Origin of the sequence: Polaribacter sp., assembly GCF_039939415.1 — a bacterium.
Lineage (GTDB): Bacteria > Bacteroidota > Bacteroidia > Flavobacteriales > Flavobacteriaceae > Polaribacter.
Genome location: NZ_JBDVJE010000064.1, coordinates 31,414 through 54,412, shown reverse-complemented (window position 1 = coordinate 54,412; position 22,999 = coordinate 31,414). Strand labels below are relative to the sequence as shown.

Genomic DNA, 22,999 nt, shown 5'->3' with positions numbered 1-22,999 from the left:
AAAACAAAAAAGCATCCAATATTTTGGATGCTTTTTTATACTAACTTATTTTTAAAATTTAATCTAATAAATCTGAGTTATTTAGTATTAAATCTATTTTTTTTATAATTACAGTAATTTGATTCAGTTGTAATTCTATATTTCTAAAATACATACTAATATCTCTATTAACCCAACTTTCAGATATTACCCTAGCTCCTAAATTAATTCTTAAAATTGCGCTTTGTAAATCGTTATATTTTACATTTACTGCTTGCCCTATATGACATTTTTGAGCTGCTAATCTAATGGTCTCTATACAAGAACCTTTAAATTGACTAGATAAATCTGAATTTAATAAAACATACAGTTTTTTTACTTTATCTACTGGTAAAGCTTGTTTGTTTTTAAGTATGAAAAAAGGAAAAATTGTACGAATATTTCTAAATCTAAATTCATCGTCATTAAAAGTATTTACTCTTGTTTGCTTACCATAAATTGGTTCTAAAAATGGGGCATCTTTTATAGAATCTTCTACAAAATTACAGAACATTTCTATACCCATATTTCTATATAAAACTGGTGTTTTAAAATACCTTTCCATTTCTACCAAAGCAGTTTTCCAACGCATATAAGAACCGTAGTTATAACCTTCAGATAATTCTTTAGAACAGAACCAAGATGATGGCCAATCTGAATGGTTAAAATATGCTGTTAATCCTTCTGGTAATTTATTATTAGAAGCACGTACAAGTTTGCTAACGTTTTCTGGAAAAATTAATGCTCCAGAATATGGTGGTCCTGTAAAGTATTTACTACCTGTAATACTCATAATATATCCTTTAGATAAATATTTTCTAATATCTGTTGGGTCTAACCTTAGTTGTGCTGCATCTATAATTACTTGCATAGATAAGTCTTTTATAGCATCTAATTTTTGCATCATTTCTTCAGTTGGAGATTGATATCCTAATTTAGAATGGTCCATAACATGCAAAACAATTTGCCTGCCTAATTGGTTTGTTTTAAAAACAGCATTATAAACTTCTGTATCTAATTGATTGGTAGGTTTTAATTGTCCTTTTTCATCTCTAAAAGGTATTTTAATCAATTCTACATCTCTAAATCCTTTAATTTTATCTCCTTTTTTAATAGGATAATTTAAGGCTGTTGTATTCTCAAAATGACAACCTTTTAATGCTGCTGGCACACCACTACCTGTTTCATCTGATGCCACTAAAACATGTGTAATTTCTTTATTGGTAATAATTTGAGTTATTGCCGCAATTTGAAGCGAAGAATCTGTACCTGAAGGCGAAAAAATGATTTCGTTTTTTTCTTTTAAATCAAATATACTTCTAAGGTTATCTTTTAAAGATTCTGCAAAGTCTAAAGTTGTTTTATCAAAGCCATTTTTTAAACTATTTTTTATTAAAATACTTCTAACTTTGTCTGCTTTATCAAAAGAATAATTAGACACACTTGTTGCTGTAGATGATGCAAATGTAAATGCTTCTGGTCTTGGAAAAGGCCTGCAACCATATTTGTTAAGCAAAAGTATTTCATCTATATTTAGCCTTAAATCACCACCATCCATTAATAGATATTCTGTTGGTTTTGCCAAATTTTCTACAATCGATTTCCAAGAATCTTTAAAAATTTTGTTTGCTGTTTTTAAACTATGAATGGCTTCTAATTCTTTATATTTCTCTAAATCTTCTGTATTTATTTTTTCTTCTTTTTTAATTTTATGAATTATATAATAATGAACATCTTGTAATTTTTCTTTATCTTCTTTTTGTAATAACTTATAAAAAATACGTGTTACTTTTAATGCAGCTAAATCGCATAAAATAGTATTTTCTTTATTACTTAATGCTTTATACCAAAGTTGCCATTCTATTCCATATCTTAAATAAACTAAAGCTAAAACTGGGTTTTTTAAATATAACGAACCTAAAATAATTGATTTATTTGGTACTATTTTAAAAATATCTGGCTCACTAATAGAAGTAATAATATTAATATTATTAATTTTAGGTACTGTATTAAATCTTTTTAAAACATGTACTAAGTAATTAACGTTTTCTTTTTCGAATAATCTTGTTCTTTTATATTGATTTTCTAAGGATATGTTATTTGTCATTATTAATTTTATTATAACGTTTTTTAAAACGTAATTCTATATAGAGAGTATTTTTTTCTTATTAATTAGTTTAACTTTTATAAGTTTAATATCATTCCTGTTTTTACTTGAGTCGTATTAAAATTATTGTAAAAAGCTACAAGAGCTTCCATTTGTGTACAATGAGATGGATAAATATTATCTATGTTTTTTTCTTTTAGGTAATTAATTGTCTGTTGGGTTTGTAAATTATTGTGTTTTAAATGAAAACCACCTATTACTGTTTTAACCTTTTTAATACCAGTAATTTTAGTAGCATATTCTATAATATTACAAACACCTGAATGAGAACATGCAGTAACAATTATTAATTCGTTATTTTGAATTATTGCTAAAGCAGAATCATCAATTACAAAATCTGGTTGCCCGTTTTTATCTATAAAATTGGTAGATTTAGATTCAAAATTATTTGTTCTAGGTATTGTACCTAAAAAAATAATTTTGTCTGTAATATAAAAAGGCTCTTTCTTAAGTTTTAAATCAAACTTCTCCTCTACTTCTCTTTTACTGAATTTAAGACCTAAATAAGAGTTGTCTTTTTTTCGATATCTTTTTATAAAACTACCTGGATGCGTAATTAATTTTTTGTTATTTATAAATTGCAAACCATTTCCATGATCCCAATGACCATGACTAAGAACTACAGTTTTTATTTCTGTTTGAATATCTATTGAAAGTTGGTTTGCATTTTTTAAAAAAACATCAGAATTTCCTACATCAAACAACACTTTTTTTCCTTCATGTTCTATTAAATAAGACAAACCATGTTCTGCAATAAAACCAGAACCTGCATAATTTTCTGTTAAGACTGTTAGTTGCATGCTATACTTTTTTAATTTTAGATTCTAATATGTTTTCTATAAAACCAGGAATGCTTTTTGGTAATCGAGATTTATAATCTGCAAATACAACTGTAGATTTTGCTTTACTTAACAATAGATTTTGTTCATTTTTAATTTCGAACTCAAAATGAAAACGGACTTTAGGTTTTTCTTTTATTATTGTTTTTATAGTAATTAACTCATCAAAATGAGCCGCTTTCTTATACTTTATATCAAATGAAATAACAGGTAAAATTATTTGATTTTTTTCTAGTATAATTTCATCTAAACCTAGTTTTCTTAACAATTCATTACGTGCATGATGGCAATAAGTAACATAATTAGCATGGTATACATACCCCATTTTATCTACTTCTCCGTAACGAGGTCTTAATTGAATTTTATCAGTAATCATAAAACTAAATACTGTATTTTTATTTCTTAAATTTATATTCTTTAGAAATCTAAATAAAACTAATGATAACAAACATGTTCTTTATTTTGATGTTGTTTATCTAGCTGAAGACAACTAATTTCAGTGTCAACTATTTTTCCGTCTATAAATTGTAAAATAACGTCTGCAGATTTACCAGAACAACCACGAATTACAGAAATACCAGCAGCATTTAATGTTTTCTTTGCATTGTCTCCAATATTTCCTGCTAACATATTAGTAACTCCTTCTTTAACTAATACGTCTATAATGTTTGATTTACACCCACATTTTCCATCAGATTCTAGCAATTTTAAATCTATAATTTCATTAGTTTCAGAAAAAATATAAACTTCATAAAATTTACAGCGACCAAAATGATCTTCAATTACATTATCATTAGTAATTGGTATTACAATCTTTTTCATTTTAACTATTAATTGTTGTTATACTTCTATTATTCTTCTTTTTTCTTCTTCCTTTTCTATAAGGTCTATCTAAAGAATTATTAATATTATCTAATTTAGATTTTCTGCATTTTCCTAATTTCATTCCAGTTTTTGGACCTAAACCTTCTGGTCCTTGATGATTTAAATTTGGCATATGTTATTCATTTAAATTCACTAATTCATCTTCTTTATCTGCAGGACAATCACCACAAATTGCAGGATCTTTAACACCATCTATTAATTTATAACAAGTTTTACATTTAAACCAATTTTTATCAAATTCAAAATCTCCACCTTTAATTAGTATCGATTTTCCTTCAACAAAACCTTGTCCTATTTTTTTTAATGCACTATTATAAATTCTAGTTAATGTTGGTCTAGAAACCTCCATTTTCTCTGCAGCTTGATCTTGAGAAAGATTATCATAAACCACCAACTTAATAGACTCATACTCTTCATATTGCATAACAATATGTTCTAAATCTTTAAACCTAATACCAAAAGGTTTAAACCCTAGCATTTTTGGTGGATGATTTACTTTTCTTTTCTTTTTTGGACGAGGCATAAAATAATTTTATACAAATATAATGAACTTGCGTTCATAATTAAGCTTAAATATCTTATTTTAATAAAAATTTATGAAAAATATTTTTTAGAAATTATAATTTCTAAAAACAAAAAAAACACGAATAACCATAGTTTGTTTTAAACTACCTTTGCATTAAAAATAATTAATGCAGTTTTCTGAATTACCTTTACATAAATCAATCTTAAAAGCAGTTGCTGAAGAACGTTTTCATAGACCTACTTTAGTACAAGAAAAAGCAATTCCTTTAGTTTTAGCTAAAAAAAATGTTATTGTTTCTGCACAAACTGGTACAGGTAAAACTGCTGCTTTTGCACTACCAATAATTCAGCTTTTAAATGAGCAACAAGAAATTAAAAGCGAAAAAAATAAAATTAAATCTTTAATAGTAACTCCTACACGTGAATTAGCTATTCAAATTTTAGACAACTTTAAAAGCTATAGTAAATACCTAGACCTAACAACGTATGCAGTTTTTGGCGGCGTTTCTTTAGAACCTCAAAAAGACGCTTTAACTAATGGTATAGATATTTTAATAGCAACTCCTGGAAGATTAATTGATTTACAGCTACAAGGAAATTTAGATTTAAGTGCTATAGAAATATTTGTTTTAGATGAAGCTGATTTAATGTTAGATATGGGCTTTATTAACGATGTAAAAAGAATAGAAGCTTTATGCCCTAAGAAAAAACAAACACTACTTTTTTCTGCAACAATACCAGAAAAAATAAACGAATTAGCTAAAACTACTTTAAAAAATCCTGTTAAAGTAGAAATTAATCCAGAAGAAACAACAGCAAAAAACATTGGTCAGTTATTATATTATCTTCCTAAAAAGAACAAAACAGATTTGTGTTTACATTTATTAAGAAACACCATAAATGGAAAAATAATTATCTTTAGACGTACAAAATTTGGCGTAGATAAATTAGAGCAAACATTATTAAAAAACGGTTATAAAGTTGCTAGTATTCATGGAGAAAAAACACAAGCAACAAGAAATAAAGCAATAGAAGATTTTAAAAACAGAAAAGCAAATATATTAATTGCTACAGATGTTGCTTCTCGTGGAATTGATATTATTAATGTTGATGCAATTATTAATTTTGATATACCTAACATACCTGAAACTTATATACATAGAATTGGTAGAACTGGTAGAGCTGGAAAATCTGGAATTGCCTTTTCTTTTTGTTCGCCTGATGAAAATGGATATATAAAAACTATAGAGTTTTTAATTGAAAAAAAAATTAAAGTAATTGATGAACATCCGTATCCAATTACAAAACCCAAACATAAAAAGAAGCAACCTAACACCATTAGCAAGCATAAAAAAGGTAGAAAATCTGAAGCTTCTAAAAAGAAAAAGAAACGTTGGTATTAATAATTAAATTCTTTTCAAAATCTTTTTTTTTGAAAACTTACTAACTCTCAAAGTAAAACATAAAATAACGTTTACGTTAATAAATTTCACAAAACATTTTTTATTTTACTAGTCAAATCTGAAATTGTAAAAGGCTTTGAAATAACTCCAGAAAATCCTAATTCTAAATAACGTTCTATATCTTCATTAGAAGTATTTGCTGTTAAAGCTAAAAATGGAGTTTCTGAATTCAATTTTAAAAATATTTTTCTTTTTTTCATCAACTCTTCTCCTGTCATATTAGGCATATTAATATCTAATAAAACTGTATCAAAAGTTTCTGTTTGTAATTTAGAAAGCGCCTCTAAACCATCACTAACCATAGTAATATTTACACTTTCTTTACCTAAAATATGTGTAACTATTGTTTGATTCATTACATCATCATCTGCAACTAAAATATTTTTTCCTATTAAACTTACCTCTTTATTTTCTTTATATTGAATTTCTTTAGATGTAGTTTGTAAGTTATATTTAGAAAAAGGAATTTCTACTCTAAACGTAGACCCTACTTTTAATTTACTTTGTACAGATATTAAACCATTCATCGCTTTTACCAAACGATTTACTATGGCTAAACCTAAACCTGCTCCTCCATGAATTCTATTATCATTTAGTTCATTTTGCTGATATTCTTCAAATATTTTTGTGCATTCTTCTTCAGACATTCCTCTTCCTGTATCTATAACTTCAAAAACAATATTCACATATTTTTCAGTTTCAGAAATTGGTTTTGCTTTTAAAGTTACACTCCCTTTGTTTGTAAATTTAATAGCATTACTTATTAAATTTACAAATATTTGATTTAATCTTACAGAATCTCCCAAAACAAGTTCAGGAATATTATCATCAACTTTAAAAAAAAGGTCTATTGCTTCATTTGTTTTTAAATACTGAAAATCATTTTTACAATTTTGTAGAACTTCTTTGATTGAGGTTTTTTCTGAAACCAACTCTAATTTACCAGCTTCAATTCTAGATAAATCTAAAATATCGTCTACAATAACTTTTAAATTTTTGCCAGAAATGGATAAGTTTTTTACATATTTTGAAACGGTTTTATTTAAGTTTTCTGATGAAATCATTTCTGTATATCCTAAAATAGAATTCAATGGATTTCTAATTTCATGACTCATCATTGCCAAAAAACGAGTCTTTTCTTCATTAGCTTTATCAGCAACTTTTCTTAATCTATCTAACTCTTTATTTTTCTCTGCAATTTCTCTTTTAATAAAGAAAATGTCATTTCTATTTTGATTAAGTTGATCTACGTATTTGTAAACATTGGTTCTATCGTGTATTAAAATATCTATAGATTTTTCACATTTAAAAAGTTCTAAGTCAATATTATATTCTTTAGAGTCTGAAGTAATAATCATACCTTCTAAAAGAAATGATTCATTTAAAGGTAAAGCTTCTAAAGTTCCTTCTAAAAAAGGACAAGAATCATATATAGATTCTTTTATTGTAAATTCCTTTTTGGTTAATCTACCTGCTACAATGTCTGTTATAACTCCTGTAAAATCAGTAGTTAATTGTAAAAATACATCTTCTATTTTAGCAGGTATCAAATAATACTATTTTAAAGTTTGTGAGGTTAATTTCATAAAGGCATCTTCTACATTTTCTCCTTCTTTTGCACTTGTAACAAGGTCTATATCAACATCTATTTTCTTTAACACTTCTTCTAACTCATTATTAGAAAGCAAATCTTTTTTGTTACCAACTACTGTAACTTCTTTAAGTTTAGAAAGATTTTTAACCATATTTAAATTTTCTTGAATTTTTAAATAAGTTTCTGCTCTACTCAAATCAAAAACAAACATTGCAGCATGAGAGCCTAAAAAATAAGCTTTGGGTATTTTTTCATTACCACTTGTACCAGCAACATCCCAAATCATTAATTTAATAGTTTCATTTTGGAATTCAACTACTTTTTTACTAACTCTTACACCAATAGTACTAATGTAATCTTCAGAAAATTCATTTAAAACAAATCTTCTAATTAAAGAAGTTTTACCAACGCCAAAATTACCAACAAGTAGTACTTTTTTTGCTTTCATAACTTATAGTTGATTTTTTTTACGCTTCAATTAATTCTTGAATTATCAATTTATTTAAACGTTGTTCATCTTCTAAATAAGAACGATCTCTTAAAATACTTTCTGCTAAATTACTTACTTTATCAGAAAATTCTTCTCTAAGTTCTTCTGTTAAAACACCTGAAGTTGCAGTAGCAATATAAATAGTTTTAAAATTTCTTATTGATAATTGAAAAGTTTCAAATTTAATATTTTCTAAATCTTGACCCTCTTTAGAAAAAGCATCTTCTGCAAAAGATTTAATAGCAGTTAACATGCCAGAAATCATGTCTTTGTCTGCAATATTACCTCTAGAATAACTACCAGAAAGCAACCCAGACTCTTCTTCAATAACAAAAACTTCTTCAATTACAAATTCAAAAACTTCTTCTAAAACAATACCTGCATCATTTCTTTTTCCTTTTATAAATCTTTTTAAAATTTGCTGAATAGAAAATTTATCTTTGATGGTTTTATTAATACTATCAGATAATTTGGTAATTTCTGCAACAATAAATTTTTTAACCATTTTACCCATAATTGGGTATAAGGCTTCTACAACTTCATCTTGAGAGTCTCTAATTTGAACTTTTATTGTTTCTGTAATGGTATCTCCAAAGTATTCTGGAAAATTTTTACGAAGATCTAAAATTTTTTCATCTATAAGAGGATCAACACTTTTAGATAATTTTTCTCTTAGAATTATTTCTTGACTCAGAGAATCAAACTTTTCTCTATCATCAGCTAATAAAAGGTCTCTGAGCAACTCAAAACGATTGTCTTTATTGTTATCTGCAGGTGGTTTTTTCATCTATTCTTGCAGCATCAATGCAATTTTCTCTAAAGCTTTTCCTAGTTTTCTTCTATCTGCTTTTTCATCATCTAAATCAGCAAGTCTTTTGTCTAAATCATCATTTAAATCTTGAAATTTATGATCCATTAAACTTTCTAAGTCTGCTAATTTATTTTCTAAATTGGTAACAGATTCTGATAAATCTTTATTTGTTTGGTCTTTAAGAGATTTAATTTTGTCATAAACATCAGCAAACTCAGTGCTATACTGCACCATATTTTCACCAAATATTAATTCTCTTACTGCTGCTATTCTATCTACCTCTTTTTGGACATCTACTGCAGGCTTTTTTTGTTCTGAATTCTTTTCCATTTATATTAAAAGTTGGTTATTATAAGTAATTGTTATGTTATATTAAATATCTTAAAAATAAGTGTTGTTAACAAATATACATTAAAAAACAATTTAGAAAAACCTAAATTGTAATTTTTAAACCATCGTATGCCAAAGATACATTGTCTGGTAAAATTTTAGAAACTTCATCATGAAAACCTAATTTATGACTAATGTGTGTAAAATAAGCTTTCTTCGGATTCATTTCTGCTACAAAATCTATTGCTTCTTGTAAGTTAAAATGCGTAGGGTGTTCATCTATTCTTAAAGCATTAACAATTAAAACATCTAAGTTTTGTAGTTTCTTTTTTTCTTCTGTAGAAATAGATTTTACATCTGTTAAATATGCTACATCTGCAAATCGATAAGCTGTAATTGGTAACTTTCCATGCATCACTTCTATTGGAGTAATTTCTAAATCACTTACAATAAAAGGAGATTTATTTACAATATTTGGCATTACACTTGGTGCACCTGGATATCTATTTTCTAAACTAAAAATATACTCGAACCTTTTTTCTAAACTTCTTAATGTTCTTTTATTTAAATAAATAGGCATCTCTCCTATTTGATAACAAAAAGCACGTAAATCATCTATTCCCCCAATATGATCTGCGTGTTCATGTGTAAAAAAAACACCATTTAATGACTGTACATTTTCTCTTAGCATTTGTTGTCTAAAATCTAAACCACAATCTACAGTATAAGAAACATCATCCCAAGAAATTAAGATAGAAGATCGTAAACGTTTATCTTTTAAATTCTTAGACAAACAAACAGGATCATTATTTGCTATCATAGGTATTCCTTGTGAAGTACCTGTTCCTAAAAAAGTAATATCAAGTTGTTTCTTGTCAAAGTTCATTAGAACAAAAATAACATAAAAATTGACTGATTACTGTCTATTTTAGTACATTTGTTTCAAACCTAAAAATCTTATTTATGGCAATTTCTTTAAAAGGAGATAAAATAATTAGTAGTGTACCTACTACTAAAAACAAAGCACTTAGAATTAACTTAAACTCAGATATTTACGGTACTTTTTCAGAAATTGGAGCGGGTCAAGAAACGGCACGTAATTTCTTTAGGTCTGGTGCTGCTTCTGGTACAATTGCTAAAGCAATGAGTGCTTATGATAAAGATTTTTCTGATGCAATTTATGGTATAGAAGATGACAGACGTTATGTAACACAACCTCGTTTACATAAAATGCTTGTTCATGAAATTGATTTAATGGAAGATAGATTAAGCAGGCAAAAACATCCTGATAAATTATTTTTTAGTTATGCAAATACTGTTACAACTATAGATTTTGCTAAAAAATTTAAAGGTCATGGTTGGGTTGGAATACGTTTTCAGTTAGATCCTTTAGAGGGATATAACGAAATTATACTTCATCTTCGTTTTAAAGAAACAGACGCGCGTTTACAACAAGAAACATTAGGTATTTTAGGTGTAAATTTAATTTATGGAGCATTTTATTTAAATGATAGTCCAAAAGATTTAGTTAAATCTTTTTATGACAATCTAGGAAATGATCAATTAGAAATTGATATGATTAACTTCTCTGGTCCAAGATTTATGTATGTAGACAACCGTTTAATGAGTTTACAATTACTTAAAAATGGTATGACCAATGCTGTTATGTTTGGTTCTGATGGAAATAACCTTTTACCAGCACAAGTACTATATAAAAAAAACATTTTAGCTTTACGTGGTAGTTTTAGACCCGTAACTAAAGTAAACATGGATATGTTTGAGAAGTCTAAACAGATGTTTTTATCAGAAAAAAAAGTAGATGAAGCTAAAACACAAATTATATTTGAAATAACATTATCTAACCTAACTTCTGAAGGTAAAATTAATGAAAGAGACTTTTTAGATAGAGCAGAATTATTATGTTCTTTAGGACAAAATGTTATGATAACTAGCTTTCAAGAATATTATAAATTAGTAGAATATTTTAGTGAGTTTACCAAAGAAAGAATGGCACTTGCAATGGGTGCTCAAAATTTAATTCAACTTTTTGATGAAAAATACTACCGTAATTTAAGTGGTGGAATTTTAGAAGCATTTGGTAAATTATTTTACAAAGACTTAAAAGTTTATATGTATCCTTTTCATGATCAAGAAACAGGTGAATATATAACTAGTGAAAACCTAAAAGTTCATCCTAGAATGAAAGAACTATACAAATTCTTTAATAGTAATGGAAGACTTGTTGATATGGATGTTACAAACAAAGAAATTCTAGATATTTTCTCTAGAACTGTATTAAAAATGATAAATAAAGGAGAAAAAGGTTGGGAACAGATGTTGCCAGAAGGTATTGCAGAAACCATTATACAAAAAAGGCTTTTTGGATACTCTAGGCCTAGGTTAAAAAAATAATTTAAACCATTCAATATTTTTTAAGTCTTAAATTTACAATTTTTTATTCTTGATAGAAGAAACTCTTTTAATAGCACAATTAAAAAATGCTCAAACTAAAGAAAAAGCGTTTAGAGAGTTAATAAAACTCTACAAAGAACGCTTGTATTGGCATATACGTAAAATTGTAATTTCTCATGATGATGCAGATGATGTTTTACAAAATACGTTTATTAAAATATTTAAAAATATAGATAGTTTTAAACAAGATAGTAAATTGTTTTCTTGGATGTATAGAATAGCAACTAATGAATCTATAACCTTTATAAATAAAAGAGCCAAACAAAAAAATGTAGATATAACAGATTATCAGCATCAGCTAACTTCTACACTTAAAAGTGATGATTATTTTAATGGTAATGAAATACAAATTATTTTACAAAAAGCAATTGCAACATTACCAGAAAAACAACAATTGGTTTTTAACATGAAATATTTTGATGAATTAAAATACACTGAGATATCAGAAATACTAAAAACATCTGTAGGCGCTTTAAAAGCCTCTTATTTTCATGCAGTTAAGAAGATAGAAAATTATATAAAAGAACAAACCAATTAAACCTTTTACAAAAAAAAAGGTCTTAAAAGTATAATGGAACAAAAAATTAAAAATAGCGAAGCATATTTAAACTCAGTTTTGGGAAAAGAAAGTGGTTTTTCTATTCCTGAAAATTATTTTAATTCTATTGAAAAAAATATTGAATTAAAATTATCTGAAGATAAATTAACAAAAGAAACTGGTTTTAATATTCCAGATTCTTATTTTTCAAATTTAGAAGACAGTATTTTAGCTAAAGTTTCATTAACAGAAAAAGAAACAAAAGTTATATCTTTTAAAGAACGTGTTCTAAAACTAATACCTATTGCTGCAGCTGCTTCTGTTGTTTTATTTATTGGCTTAAATTCTTTTATCTTTAATAATACAGAAGAATTAACCTTAGATTCTTTATCTGATAATGACATAGAATATTGGTTAGATTCTAAAACTTTAAATACCATTGATATAGCTATTGTTTTAAATGATGATCTTCTTGCTGAAAATGATTTTTATTTTACAACAATTGAAGATGAAAATATTGAAGATTATATGAATTCGATAGATAATACTTCTATTTTAAATGAATTAAAATAAAATTAAAAGATTATGAAAAAATTAATCACTTTTATATGTATTTCTCTTTTTTGCATCTTTTCTTTAACTGCGCAAGAAAAGAAAGGAGGAGAAAAAATTAAAGCTTTAAAAATAGCTTATTTAACAGAGCAATTAAACTTAACTTCAACAGAAGCAGAAAAATTTTGGCCCATTTATAATATTTATTCTAAAGAGCAACATGATTTGCGAAATGCTATTAGAACAGAAATGAAAAATGCTATAAAAAAATCGAAAGATGATATAAAATTAGTTTCTGAAAATGAAGCAGAAAGAATCATAAAATTTAAACTTACTACTGATAAGAAAATTTATGAATCTGAAAAAAATTTTATAACTAAGATTAAAAACATTATTTCTTATAAAAAAATAATGCAACTACAAATTGCTGAAATGGAATTTGGTAGAAAATTAATGAAAAAATATAGACTCAAAAAAAAGGGAGCAGAAAAATAAAGTAAATAAAAAAGGAAGCTTATAATAAGCTTCCTTTTTTTATTCATTAATTAAAACCATACACGAATATAATTCTGGTTTATTTACTGTAAATTGTTTTAACCAAATTGTTAACTCATCTACTTCATAAGGCAACAATCTATTTAAAGCTTTTTCAAGTTCTTTATAAAACAATTCTGAATTAAAACTTACTTTTTGTAGTACAGTTTTAGTGTACTCAAACATTGCTCTAGCCATTTTTTATAATTAAATTATATTAATAGAACGTATACTAATGCTATTTTAGTATGTCTTTTCAAAATTAAGAAAAAAAAACCATCACTTTAAAGTGATGGTCTTAAATTTTCTATAAAAAAATGTTAATCTTATAAAGCATTAATTTTTTCGACTAAGCCTCTAGCTTTTTCTTCCAATTCTACATTAATTGCTTTAAAGTGAGCTTTTTTATTTTCTACTTTATTATCATTAATCTTAGAAACTAAATTATCAAAAGTCTCAATTGCTTCATCAATAATTGCATCACCTTTTTCTGGTGCATTTTTTAAAATAGATACGTCTAATGCATATTCAATAACATCTCCTAAAACGTAATTAATATCTTTTTTTAAGTTTTTAATACTTGCCATAACTTCTTATAAATTTATTGTTGCAAATTTAGTTTATTTATTTAAAACAACGTTAAAACTTCTTTTATATTTAAAACTGTATAATAATCTGATTTAGAAGCTACTTCTTCTGATACTTCTTCATGAACCCAAGTTGTATGAAAAGGAATATGAATTGCAGACGCACCTATTTTTATTAAAGGCAAAATATCTGATTTTAAAGAATTACCAACCATTAATAGTTCTGATGGTTGAATATCTAAATGTTTAATTAGTTTTAAATAATCTTTCTCTTTTTTATCGCTCATTACTTCTATATGATGAAAATATTTTAACAAGCTCGATTTTTCTAACTTACGCTCTTGATCTAGTAAATCTCCTTTAGTAGCTACAATTAACTTGTATTTTCTTTGTAATAATTTTAACACCTCTTCTACCCCATCTAAAAGCTCAATTGGTTCATTTAACATCTTTTTACCAATGTTTAAAATAGCTTCTATTGTTTTTTGTTTTACTTGATAATTAGAAAGTTCTAAAGCACATTCTACCATAGATAAAACAAAACCTTTAACTCCATAACCATAGTCTTTTAAGTTTTCTATTTCTTTCTTAAAAAGTTCTTGATCTATTTTATTTTCGGTTTCGTAATTAGATAATAGTTTTGCAAATTGATGCTCTGCATTTCTAAAATAAGTTTCATTTACCCATAAAGTATCATCTGCATCAAAAGCTATTACTTTTATGCTTTCACCTATTTTATTCATTTTTATTGTTTTAAAAATCGAATTGCTTTTTCTAAATCTTCTGGTGTATCTATGCCAACAGCTTCTACATCTGTTTCTACCATTTTAATTTTTTTACCAATTTCTTGATATCTTATGGCTTCAATTTTTTCTGCAGCTTCTAAGGGTGTCATAGGTGTGTTATAAAAATCTATTAATGCTTGTTTTCTAAAAGCATATACACCTTTGTGTTTGTAGTATTTTACGGTTATATCTTTATCTCTTTGGTAAGGAATTACGCTTCTAGAAAAATAGATTGCTAAATTATTTACATCTGTAATTACCTTAACATTGTTTGGGTTTTCTATATCTTCTTTTTTGGTAATTTGTACCTTTAACGAGGCTAAATCAATTTCTTTTTTGTTGTCTTGTTTAAAAACATCAATTAATTTAGAAAGTGATACTTTGTCTATAAAAGGTTCATCTCCTTGAACATTTATTACTATATCTGCTTCAATGTCTTCTACAGCTTCAGCAATTCTATCAGAACCACATTCGTGTGCTTTTTTACTCATTATTGCTTTTCCTCCAGCATTTACAATAGTCTTAAAAATAACATCAGAATCTGTTACAATATATACTTCATCAAATAATTTTGTAAATAATGCTGCTTCATAAGTTCTTAGAATTACTGGTTTTCCTTCTAAATATTTCATTAATTTTCCCGGAAAACGAGAGGCACTATAACGTGCAGGAATCATGGCAATTATTTTCATAAAACTTATTTTAATACTTTTAAAAATCTACTTTACTTTTGAAATATTAATCTCCTGAATATCGTACAAAATTTCTGCGAGTTTCATATAAAGTTACTTCTATTTCTAAATGAGCAGGAATATGTGGCCTTAATTTATTAAAAATTACAATGGATATATTTTCTGCTGTGGGATTTAAATTTTTAAAATCTTCAACTTCAATATTTAAGTTTTTATGATCTAAAGGCTCTTCTATTTCTTTTTTTATCAATTCTCTTAATAAACCTAAATCATAAACAAAACCAGTAATAGGATCTACTTCTCCTCGTAAAGCAACTATCATTTCATAATTATGACCATGATAATTAGGGTTGCTACATTTACCAAAAACTTCATAGTTTTTCTCATCAGACCAATCTGAATTAAATAACCTATGTGCTGCATTAAAATGAGCTCTTCTGTATACCGTAACTTTAGGCATTTGCTAATTTTTCAAAAGATTTATCAAAAATAATTTTAAACCATTCAGTATATTCTTGAGGCTGCTTTATAATGTCATTTTTAACATCAATTAGGGTCATCCATTTATAAGCTTCTACCTCGTCTTTGTTAATTTCTGGAACATCATTATAATAACCAACCATAACATGATCTAGTTCATGCTCTGTTAATCCATTATCAAAAGGAGCTTTGTAAATAAACGAAAAAACCTCTTTTATTTCTGTTACAAACCCCATTTCTTCCATTAATCTTCTCTTACCTGCTTCTAAATTTGTTTCTCCATCTCTTTGATGCGAACAGCAAGTATTGGTCCATAATAAAGGCGAGTGATATTTACTTGCAGCTCTTTGCTGCAACATTAATTCTCCTTTTTTATTAAATATAAATACCGAAAAAGCTCTGTGTAAAACAGCTTTTTCATGTGCTTCCATTTTTGGCATTAACCCTATTGGGTTATCATTTTCATCAACTAAAACTACTTGTTCTTCCATATTTGCAAAAATAAGAAATCAACTTTCAATATATCACAAAATATATACAAAAACTATGATACCTTTATTTTCTTTACTATTGATGCTATATATTTGTCTTATAAATCTAAATTTTCATGAAATTTTCTAAACTTTTCTACTTTTTTATATTCCTTTTTGTGTTTTATCAATGTAAAGAAGAAAAAAAAGTTGAAGTAACTAAAAAAGTAAATCTAAAAGAAAAGAAAGTAAAAAAAGTAATAAAACGTTGGGATAGTTTAAACAGCAAAAACGTAGAAGCTTTTTTTACTGAATATGAAAAGCAAAACAAGGAAACTAAAGTTATTATTAAAACTAAATTTGGTAACATTAAGTTACTTTTGTACGATGATACACCTATTCACAGAGCAAATTTTATCTTTTTAACAAAAATAAAATATTTTAACACCACAGAAATTTACAGAGTTGCTAAAAATTTTGTGATTCAAGGAGGTAATTCTGATGAAACTTATACAAAACAACAACGAAGGTTGTACGGAAATTATTTAATTAGACCCGAGTTTAGAAAACACAGAAAACATAAATATGGAGCATTAGCTGCAACTAGACATTGGGAAAAAAATCCAAATAAATTATCCAATCCTTTTGAATTTTATATTGTTCATAGCAGAAAAGGTGCTCATCATTTAAATAATGAACATACCGTTTTTGGAGAAGTAATTTCTGGTTTTGATACCATGGATAAAATTTCTAAAGTAAAAGTTGGTGTTGATGAATGGCCAACAAATGACATACATATTACTGTCGAAATTTTAGATTGATAATTCTCTAAGTAAAACCTATCTTTGCACCTCAAATTTTGTAGATGAGTTTTTTAGAAGAAATAGCACGTAGAAGAACCTTTGGTATTATATCGCATCCAGATGCAGGTAAAACCACTTTAACAGAGAAACTTTTACTTTTTGGTGGTGCAATACAAGAAGCAGGTGCTGTAAAGAATAATAAAATTAAAAAAGGTGCAACTTCCGATTTTATGGAAATTGAACGTCAGCGTGGAATTTCTGTTGCTACATCTGTACTTGCATTTATATATCAAGATAAAAAAATAAACATTTTAGATACACCTGGTCACAAAGATTTTGCTGAAGATACTTTTAGAACTTTAACTGCTGTAGATAGTGTTATTGTTGTTATTGATGTAGCAAAAGGTGTAGAACCACAAACTGAAAAATTAGTTGAAGTTTGTAGAATGAGAAGCATACCAATGTTGGTTTTTATCAACAAGTTGGATAGAGAAGGTAAAGATGCTTTTGATTTATTAGATGAAGTTGAACAAAAATTAGGTTTAACAGTAACTCCTATGAGTTTCCCTATTGGAATGGGATATGATTTTAAGGGGATTTACAATATTTGGGAAAAGAAATTAAATCTGTTTTCTGGTGATAATAAAACAACCATTTCAGAAGGTGTTCAGTTTGATGATTTATCAAACCCAGAATTAGATAAAATTGTTGGTGAAACTGCTGCAGAAACTCTACGTGAAGAAATAGAATTGATAAGTGAAGTTTATCCTGATTTTAATAGAGATGAATACCTGAGCGGTTCACTCCAACCTGTATTTTTTGGTTCTGCTTTAAATAATTTTGGAGTAAAAGAATTGTTAGATGCATTTATTGAAATTGCACCTTCTCCACAACCTAAAAAAGCAGAAGAACGTTTAGTAGATTCTAAAGAAACAAAATTAACCGGTTTTGTGTTTAAAATCCATGCTAATATGGATCCTAAACACAGAGATAGACTTGCTTTTATAAAAATTGTATCTGGAACATTTAAAAGAAACTCTCCTTATTTACATGTAAGAAATGGCAAAAAAGTTAAGTTCTCGAGTCCGAATGCTTTTTTTGCAGAGAAAAAAGAAATTGTAGATGAATCTTTTCCTGGTGATATTGTTGGTATACACGATACTGGAAACTTTAAAATTGGAGATACTTTAACAGAAGGAGAACAATTAAACTTTAAAGGAATTCCGAGTTTTTCTCCAGAACATTTTAGGTATGTTAACAACGCAGACCCAATGAAATCTAAACAATTATACAAAGGTTTAGATCAATTAATGGACGAAGGTGTTGCACAATTATTTACTTTAGACATGAATGGTCGTAGAGTAATAGGTACAGTTGGTGCTTTACAATATGAAGTAATTCAATATCGTTTAGAACATGAATATGGTGCAAAATGTACTTATGAAAACTTACAAGTACACAAAGCTTGTTGGGTAGAACCAGAAGATATTAAAAACGAAGAGTTTAAAGAATTTAAACGTGTTAAACAGCGTTATTTAGCAAAAGACAAACAAGGTCAATTAGTGTTTTTAGCAGATTCTGCTTTTACAATTCAAATGACACAAAGTAAATATCCTACTGTAAAATTACATTTTACAAGTGAGTTTAAAAACTAAAGCTATGAAGAAGTTACTTTTAATACTTTTTACTTTTTTAGGATTGCAAAGTTTTTCTCAAACTTATAATCTTTCTGACTTTGAGCCAAAAGAATTACATAATAGCATTCGTTTAAACTACTTATTAGTTAATCAACCAGTAGATAAAGTTAGTTATGATTTAGATCCAAAAATGGGTTTTGTTGGTTTAAATTATAACATCCCTATTAATGATTGGTTATATACTGGAGCAGGATTTCATATGGCTGTTACAGGAGATCAAGGAGGTTTATTTACTTTAGGTGTAAATCTTGGTGTGAATAAACAAATTTATAAAAACCTTTATTTTGATGCTAATGTTCACTTTGGTGGCGGTGGTGGTTATAGAACACTTGTAAATGGTGGTGGAATTTTAATACCTAATATTGGTTTACAATACAAGAAAAAAGGATATTCTTTTGGAGTTCAATATACTTATGTTAACTTTTTCACTGGAATCCAAAAAGATGATAATCTATCGTTTTTTGTAGAAATACCAAGTTTGTTAAGAACAGGATCTTATGCTGATGCTCAAAAGACATTTATCAATAAAAATAAATCAAAAGATGAATTTTGGGAAAAACCAGCTGTAAAAAGTGTACAACAAATTACTTTTGATTATTTCTTTCCTTTTGGAAATTCTAGAACAGACGCAAGTACAACTCCTCAATACAAACCTATAGAACATACTTTATCTGTTTTAGGATTTGAATATCAAAAATATATAAATAGTAATACTTTTATTTATGCACATGTAGATGCTATGTATGGTGGTTTAACTGCCGGTTTTATGGATGTTTTTTTTGGAGCTGGTAAAAATTTAAACCTAACAAAAAGAATCAACCTTTTTGGTAAGTTTGGAATTGGAGCTGCTGGAGGAAGAATTTATCCTGAAGGAGGATTAACGATGTACCCAAGTGTAGGTGCAGATATAAAAATTACAGATAAATTTGGTTTAAGTGCTCATACAGGTCTTCATAAATCTATAGGAGGCATTGCAAGTTTTGAAGCTTATACTGCAGGTTTTAGTTTAAAATACTATGGTTTAAGTGGTGGTACAAAGCATCCATTTACTGATGATAAATTATCAGAAATAAAAACTCAAGGAATACAAATTTCTGCGCAAAACCAAACTTACTTAAAAGTTAAAAGATTTGGTTTAGAGAAAACACCAGATAAAATTTATATGAATTTACAATTAATTGCTTTAAAAGTAAACTACGATATAAACAATAGATTTTATATTGCAGGTGAAGCTTCTTTTGCTTACGAAGGTGAATCTGGTGGTTATGCTCATGGTATTTTTGGATTGGGAATAAAATCTAATAAATTTGCAAATAACAAATTCTCTTTATTTGCAGAAGCTGCTGCTGGAGTTGCTGGTGGAGGAAGAGTAGATTCTGGCGAAGGAGTTTTAATAAGACCAACAGCTGGAATTAATTATTTTGTGAATAACGATTTTTCTTTTCATGTTTCTGGAGGACAAATGTGGTCTCCATTTGGAAATGTGAATTCAACAAATATAAATATTGGTTTATCTTATGGTTTATCAATACTAAATACTAAAAAATAAAAACGATTAAATATTAAACAATGAATAACGGAATATATGCAAAATTCACTACTCCAAAAGGTGAAATTTTAGTACAATTAGAACTTGAAAAAGCACCAGGAACTGTTGGTAACTTTGTTGCTTTAGCCGAAGGAAATTTAGAAAATTCTGCTAAAGAACAAGGAAACCCATATTATGATGGATTAAAATTTCATAGAGTAATTCCAGATTTTATGATTCAAGGTGGTTGTCCACAAGGAACTGGAACTGGTAACCCAGGTTATAAGTTTGATGATGAATTTCATCCAGATTTAAAACATGATGCTCCAGGAAAATTAGCGATGGCTAATTCTGGTCCTGCAACAAACGGTAGTCAGTTTTATATTACACACGTTCCTACTCCATGGTTAGATGGCAAACATACCGTTTTTGGAACTGTAATAGACAGTCAAGATGTTGTAGATGCTGTTGCACAAGGAGATGACATGAAAGTAGAAATTATTAGAGTTGGTGCAGAAGCAGAAGCATTTAATGCTGTAGAAGCTTTTAGAACGTTTGAAGGGGCTAGAGAAAAACGTGAAGCAGAAGCTAAAGCTGCTCAAAAAGAAATGTTAGACAAAGTTGCTGCTGGTTACGAAGAAACTGCTAGTGGTTTACGTTACCAAATTTTACAAAAAGGAACAGGAAAAAAAGCAACAAAAGGAGCTGGAGTTTCTGTACATTATAAAGGACAATTATTAGACGGAACTGTTTTTGATTCATCATACAAAAGAAAACAACCAATCGACTTTAATGTTGGTATTGGACAAGTAATTTCTGGTTGGGATGAAGGAATTCAATTATTACAAGTTGGTGATAAAGCTCGTTTTGTAATTCCATCTAATTTAGCCTATGGTTCTGCTGGTGCAGGAGGAGTAATTCCACCAGATGCTACTTTAATTTTTGATGTAGAATTAATGGATGTAAAGTAACCATTCAAAAGAATTAAAATTATAAAAAACCTCAAAAATTTAATTTTTGAGGTTTTTATTTTATTAAGAACCTTATAAAGCAGTTTTATAAAATTACTCAAATTCTTTCATTTCTTCATCATAAAAAACACCAGCTTTATCCATTAAGTCTGCTAATTCAGTAGCAATATCCTCTTCACTTTCTCCAGTTAAATCTTCAAACCATTCTATTTCATCATCTTTTAAATTAATTAAAAAACGAGGAAATTCTGTATGCAATACAAAAATATCATCTGGTAAACCGCTGTTATCTGCTAATAAAAATTTAGGTAAGTTCATGTTTCTGTTCAATGAGTTTTAAAGTTAACGAATTAAATCTTATAAATAATAAAATAGAAGCTGTAGTTAAGCCAGCTAACAAGCCTAACCAAATACCAAAACTACCATACATTTCTTCTGAACCTAAAAAATAAGAAATAGGAAAACCCACAATCCAATAAGAAATAAAAGTAAGTAAAGTTGGTATTTTAACATCTTGTAATCCACGTAAAGCTCCTAAAACAACAACCTGTAAGCTGTCTGAAAGTTGAAAAAATGCAGCTGCAATTAATAATTTAGATGCTATAGTAATTACTTCTATATTATCATCAAAATTAGCAACATCACTTAAATCTACATATATATTTGGTAAGTTTTTATGAAAAATAAAAAATAGAATTGCAAAAAAAGTTGCAAAAAGTGTACCCAGTAAAAAGATTGAAAACGCTATTCTACGTAAATCTTCATATTTCTGTAATCCTTTTTGATTTCCCACTCTAATCATAGAAGCAACACTTAAACCCATAGCAACCATAAATGTCATCGATGCTAAATTTAGGGCTATTTGATTTGCTGCTTGTGGATTTTTACCTAACAAACCACTTAACCAAATAGCAGCTGTAAAAATAGCTACCTCAAAAAACATTTGCATAGCACTTAAAGATCCTAAATTGATAATCTTTTTTAGCATAAAAAAATCAAAAACAAAGATTTTTATGTCTTTTACAATTTTAGCAGAACGTTCTTTAAATCGTAATGTTAACCACAAATAAATAACCATTATTACTCTTGAAACCAAAGTACCATATGCTGCTCCTACAATTCCCATTTCTGGAAATCCAAATTTACCGAAAATTAATATATAGTTTAAAACAATGTTTACAATATTTGCCAATAATGTAGCGTACATTGGGTATTTAGTCATAGACATTCCATCACTAAATTGTTTTATTGCTTGGAAAATTACTAAAGGAATTAAAGAAAAAGCTACCAAATCTAAATACGGAATTGCTAACTTAACCACTTCTTCTGGTTGTTTCATTAAAAACATTAATGGTTTCGAAAAATAAATACCTAAAAACAACACAATGCCTAAAGTAGAACATAAAAATAAACCACTTTTATAAGTAGACCTAGCTTGTTTTAAATTATTAGAAGAATCTGCTTCTGCAATTAATGGGGTTATAGCCGTAGAAAAACCAATACCTATAGACATTGCTATAAACATAAAACTATTGCCTAAAGAAACTGCCGCTAATTCTGCTGTTCCTAGCTGCCCAACCATAATATTATCTATAAAACTCACAAAAGTGTGTCCTAACATTCCTAACATTACAGGTGCTGCAAGTTTCCAGTTATATTTAAATTCTGATGTATATTGAGAAATATTCAATTTAATAATTCTTTTTTCTAACTGCGAAGATAAGTATTAATGATAGACAATTTAAAGGTGAAGTAATCCATTTTCTGA

At 27.4% G+C, this 22,999-nt stretch carries 28 protein-coding genes; 9 read left to right on the top strand and 19 right to left on the bottom strand.

What is annotated here, in order from left to right; genetic code table 11:
• Window positions 1-58: 58 nt before the first annotated feature.
• The 6 genes from ABJG40_RS10620 to ABJG40_RS10595 form a co-directional block, all read right to left on the bottom strand.
• Window positions 59-2,125 (bottom strand): hypothetical protein, encoded by a 2,067-nt coding sequence (locus tag ABJG40_RS10620; protein WP_348024555.1) that lies wholly within the window; start codon window positions 2,123-2,125, stop codon window positions 59-61.
• A 77-nt stretch (window positions 2,126-2,202) separates the two neighbouring features.
• On the bottom strand, window positions 2,203-2,985 hold the full coding sequence (locus tag ABJG40_RS10615) for an MBL fold metallo-hydrolase (RefSeq protein ID WP_348024554.1): 783 nt from the start codon (window positions 2,983-2,985) through the stop codon (window positions 2,203-2,205).
• Between the two features lies 1 nt (window position 2,986).
• A complete protein-coding gene (locus tag ABJG40_RS10610; RefSeq protein WP_348024553.1) occupies window positions 2,987-3,400 on the bottom strand; it encodes a thioesterase family protein in 414 nt (137 codons plus the stop codon).
• A 59-nt stretch (window positions 3,401-3,459) separates the two neighbouring features.
• A complete protein-coding gene (locus ABJG40_RS10605) occupies window positions 3,460-3,846 on the bottom strand; it encodes a NifB/NifX family molybdenum-iron cluster-binding protein (RefSeq protein ID WP_348024552.1) in 387 nt (128 codons plus the stop codon).
• A gap of 1 nt (window position 3,847) precedes the next feature.
• Complete coding sequence (locus ABJG40_RS10600; RefSeq protein ID WP_348024551.1) at window positions 3,848-4,021, bottom strand: DUF5320 family protein; 174 nt, start codon at window positions 4,019-4,021, stop codon at window positions 3,848-3,850.
• Window positions 4,022-4,024: 3 nt separating this feature from the next.
• A complete protein-coding gene (locus tag ABJG40_RS10595; RefSeq protein ID WP_348024550.1) occupies window positions 4,025-4,432 on the bottom strand; it encodes a DUF134 domain-containing protein in 408 nt (135 codons plus the stop codon).
• Window positions 4,433-4,601: 169 nt separating this feature from the next.
• Here ABJG40_RS10595 and ABJG40_RS10590 point away from each other — a divergent pair, with 169 nt between their 5' ends.
• Complete coding sequence (locus ABJG40_RS10590) at window positions 4,602-5,837, top strand: DEAD/DEAH box helicase (RefSeq protein ID WP_348024549.1); 1,236 nt, start codon at window positions 4,602-4,604, stop codon at window positions 5,835-5,837.
• Between the two features lie 86 nt (window positions 5,838-5,923).
• Here the strand turns inward: ABJG40_RS10590 and ABJG40_RS10585 are convergent, their stop codons facing one another.
• The 5 genes from ABJG40_RS10585 to ABJG40_RS10565 form a co-directional block, all read right to left on the bottom strand.
• On the bottom strand, window positions 5,924-7,447 hold the full coding sequence (locus tag ABJG40_RS10585) for an ATP-binding protein (protein WP_348024548.1): 1,524 nt from the start codon (window positions 7,445-7,447) through the stop codon (window positions 5,924-5,926).
• A 6-nt stretch (window positions 7,448-7,453) separates the two neighbouring features.
• The gene (locus ABJG40_RS10580) at window positions 7,454-7,939 is read right to left on the bottom strand and encodes a Rab family GTPase (RefSeq protein ID WP_348024547.1); all 486 of its coding nucleotides are present in this window, start codon (window positions 7,937-7,939) and stop codon (window positions 7,454-7,456) included.
• 19 nt (window positions 7,940-7,958) lie between these two features.
• Window positions 7,959-8,768, bottom strand: coding sequence for a cell envelope biogenesis protein OmpA (locus ABJG40_RS10575; protein WP_348024546.1), 810 nt, complete (start codon window positions 8,766-8,768; stop codon window positions 7,959-7,961).
• Entirely contained in the window at window positions 8,769-9,122 is a 354-nt protein-coding gene (locus ABJG40_RS10570) for a hypothetical protein (protein WP_348024545.1), read from the bottom strand.
• A gap of 103 nt (window positions 9,123-9,225) precedes the next feature.
• Window positions 9,226-10,008: an MBL fold metallo-hydrolase gene (locus ABJG40_RS10565; RefSeq protein ID WP_348024544.1), complete on the bottom strand. Its 783-nt coding sequence runs from the start codon at window positions 10,006-10,008 to the stop codon at window positions 9,226-9,228.
• 77 nt (window positions 10,009-10,085) lie between these two features.
• Between ABJG40_RS10565 and ABJG40_RS10560 the strand changes: the two genes are divergently transcribed.
• Genes ABJG40_RS10560 through ABJG40_RS10545 form a run of 4 tightly spaced genes read left to right on the top strand, consistent with a single transcriptional unit; the run spans window position 10,086 to window position 13,179 of the window.
• Window positions 10,086-11,534 carry a TonB-dependent receptor gene (locus tag ABJG40_RS10560; protein WP_348024543.1) on the top strand — a complete coding sequence of 483 codons (1,449 nt, stop codon included), beginning with the start codon at window positions 10,086-10,088 and terminating at the stop codon, window positions 11,532-11,534.
• A gap of 49 nt (window positions 11,535-11,583) precedes the next feature.
• Window positions 11,584-12,132, top strand: a complete 549-nt coding sequence (locus ABJG40_RS10555; protein WP_348024542.1) for an RNA polymerase sigma factor — start codon at window positions 11,584-11,586, stop codon at window positions 12,130-12,132.
• Between the two features lie 33 nt (window positions 12,133-12,165).
• On the top strand, window positions 12,166-12,705 hold the full coding sequence (locus ABJG40_RS10550) for a hypothetical protein (RefSeq protein WP_348024541.1): 540 nt from the start codon (window positions 12,166-12,168) through the stop codon (window positions 12,703-12,705).
• A gap of 12 nt (window positions 12,706-12,717) precedes the next feature.
• Window positions 12,718-13,179, top strand: coding sequence for a sensor of ECF-type sigma factor (locus tag ABJG40_RS10545; RefSeq protein WP_348024540.1), 462 nt, complete (start codon window positions 12,718-12,720; stop codon window positions 13,177-13,179).
• A gap of 39 nt (window positions 13,180-13,218) precedes the next feature.
• Here ABJG40_RS10545 and ABJG40_RS10540 read toward each other — a convergent pair whose 3' ends face one another.
• The 6 genes from ABJG40_RS10540 to idi form a co-directional block, all read right to left on the bottom strand.
• Window positions 13,219-13,416 (bottom strand): hypothetical protein, encoded by a 198-nt coding sequence (locus tag ABJG40_RS10540; protein ID WP_348024539.1) that lies wholly within the window; start codon window positions 13,414-13,416, stop codon window positions 13,219-13,221.
• Window positions 13,417-13,544: 128 nt separating this feature from the next.
• Window positions 13,545-13,805: a hypothetical protein gene (locus ABJG40_RS10535; RefSeq protein WP_348024538.1), complete on the bottom strand. Its 261-nt coding sequence runs from the start codon at window positions 13,803-13,805 to the stop codon at window positions 13,545-13,547.
• 41 nt (window positions 13,806-13,846) lie between these two features.
• Window positions 13,847-14,548: an HAD family hydrolase gene (locus tag ABJG40_RS10530; RefSeq protein WP_348024537.1), complete on the bottom strand. Its 702-nt coding sequence runs from the start codon at window positions 14,546-14,548 to the stop codon at window positions 13,847-13,849.
• Window positions 14,549-14,550: 2 nt separating this feature from the next.
• Window positions 14,551-15,282: a 3-deoxy-manno-octulosonate cytidylyltransferase gene (gene kdsB / locus ABJG40_RS10525; RefSeq protein WP_348024536.1), complete on the bottom strand. Its 732-nt coding sequence runs from the start codon at window positions 15,280-15,282 to the stop codon at window positions 14,551-14,553.
• 46 nt (window positions 15,283-15,328) lie between these two features.
• Window positions 15,329-15,742 carry a 6-carboxytetrahydropterin synthase gene (locus tag ABJG40_RS10520; RefSeq protein WP_348024535.1) on the bottom strand — a complete coding sequence of 138 codons (414 nt, stop codon included), beginning with the start codon at window positions 15,740-15,742 and terminating at the stop codon, window positions 15,329-15,331.
• Window positions 15,735-16,253, bottom strand: a complete 519-nt coding sequence (gene idi / locus ABJG40_RS10515; protein ID WP_348024534.1) for an isopentenyl-diphosphate Delta-isomerase — start codon at window positions 16,251-16,253, stop codon at window positions 15,735-15,737. The genes ABJG40_RS10520 and idi overlap by 8 nt, the downstream gene beginning before the upstream one ends.
• A 116-nt stretch (window positions 16,254-16,369) precedes the next feature.
• Here idi and ABJG40_RS10510 point away from each other — a divergent pair, with 116 nt between their 5' ends.
• From ABJG40_RS10510 to ABJG40_RS10495, 4 genes are read left to right on the top strand one after another with little or no spacing between them, the layout of a single operon-like run.
• Window positions 16,370-17,053: a peptidylprolyl isomerase gene (locus ABJG40_RS10510; RefSeq protein WP_348024533.1), complete on the top strand. Its 684-nt coding sequence runs from the start codon at window positions 16,370-16,372 to the stop codon at window positions 17,051-17,053.
• Between the two features lie 44 nt (window positions 17,054-17,097).
• A complete protein-coding gene (locus tag ABJG40_RS10505) occupies window positions 17,098-18,690 on the top strand; it encodes a peptide chain release factor 3 (protein ID WP_348024532.1) in 1,593 nt (530 codons plus the stop codon).
• A 4-nt stretch (window positions 18,691-18,694) separates the two neighbouring features.
• Complete coding sequence (locus tag ABJG40_RS10500) at window positions 18,695-20,281, top strand: hypothetical protein (RefSeq protein WP_348024531.1); 1,587 nt, start codon at window positions 18,695-18,697, stop codon at window positions 20,279-20,281.
• A gap of 20 nt (window positions 20,282-20,301) precedes the next feature.
• Window positions 20,302-21,231 (top strand): peptidylprolyl isomerase, encoded by a 930-nt coding sequence (locus ABJG40_RS10495; RefSeq protein WP_348024530.1) that lies wholly within the window; start codon window positions 20,302-20,304, stop codon window positions 21,229-21,231.
• A gap of 93 nt (window positions 21,232-21,324) precedes the next feature.
• Here the strand turns inward: ABJG40_RS10495 and ABJG40_RS10490 are convergent, their stop codons facing one another.
• The gene (locus ABJG40_RS10490) at window positions 21,325-21,549 is read right to left on the bottom strand and encodes a hypothetical protein (protein WP_348024529.1); all 225 of its coding nucleotides are present in this window, start codon (window positions 21,547-21,549) and stop codon (window positions 21,325-21,327) included.
• Complete coding sequence (locus ABJG40_RS10485) at window positions 21,536-22,921, bottom strand: MATE family efflux transporter (protein WP_348024528.1); 1,386 nt, start codon at window positions 22,919-22,921, stop codon at window positions 21,536-21,538. The genes ABJG40_RS10490 and ABJG40_RS10485 overlap by 14 nt, the downstream gene beginning before the upstream one ends.
• Window positions 22,922-22,999 lie beyond the last annotated feature (78 nt).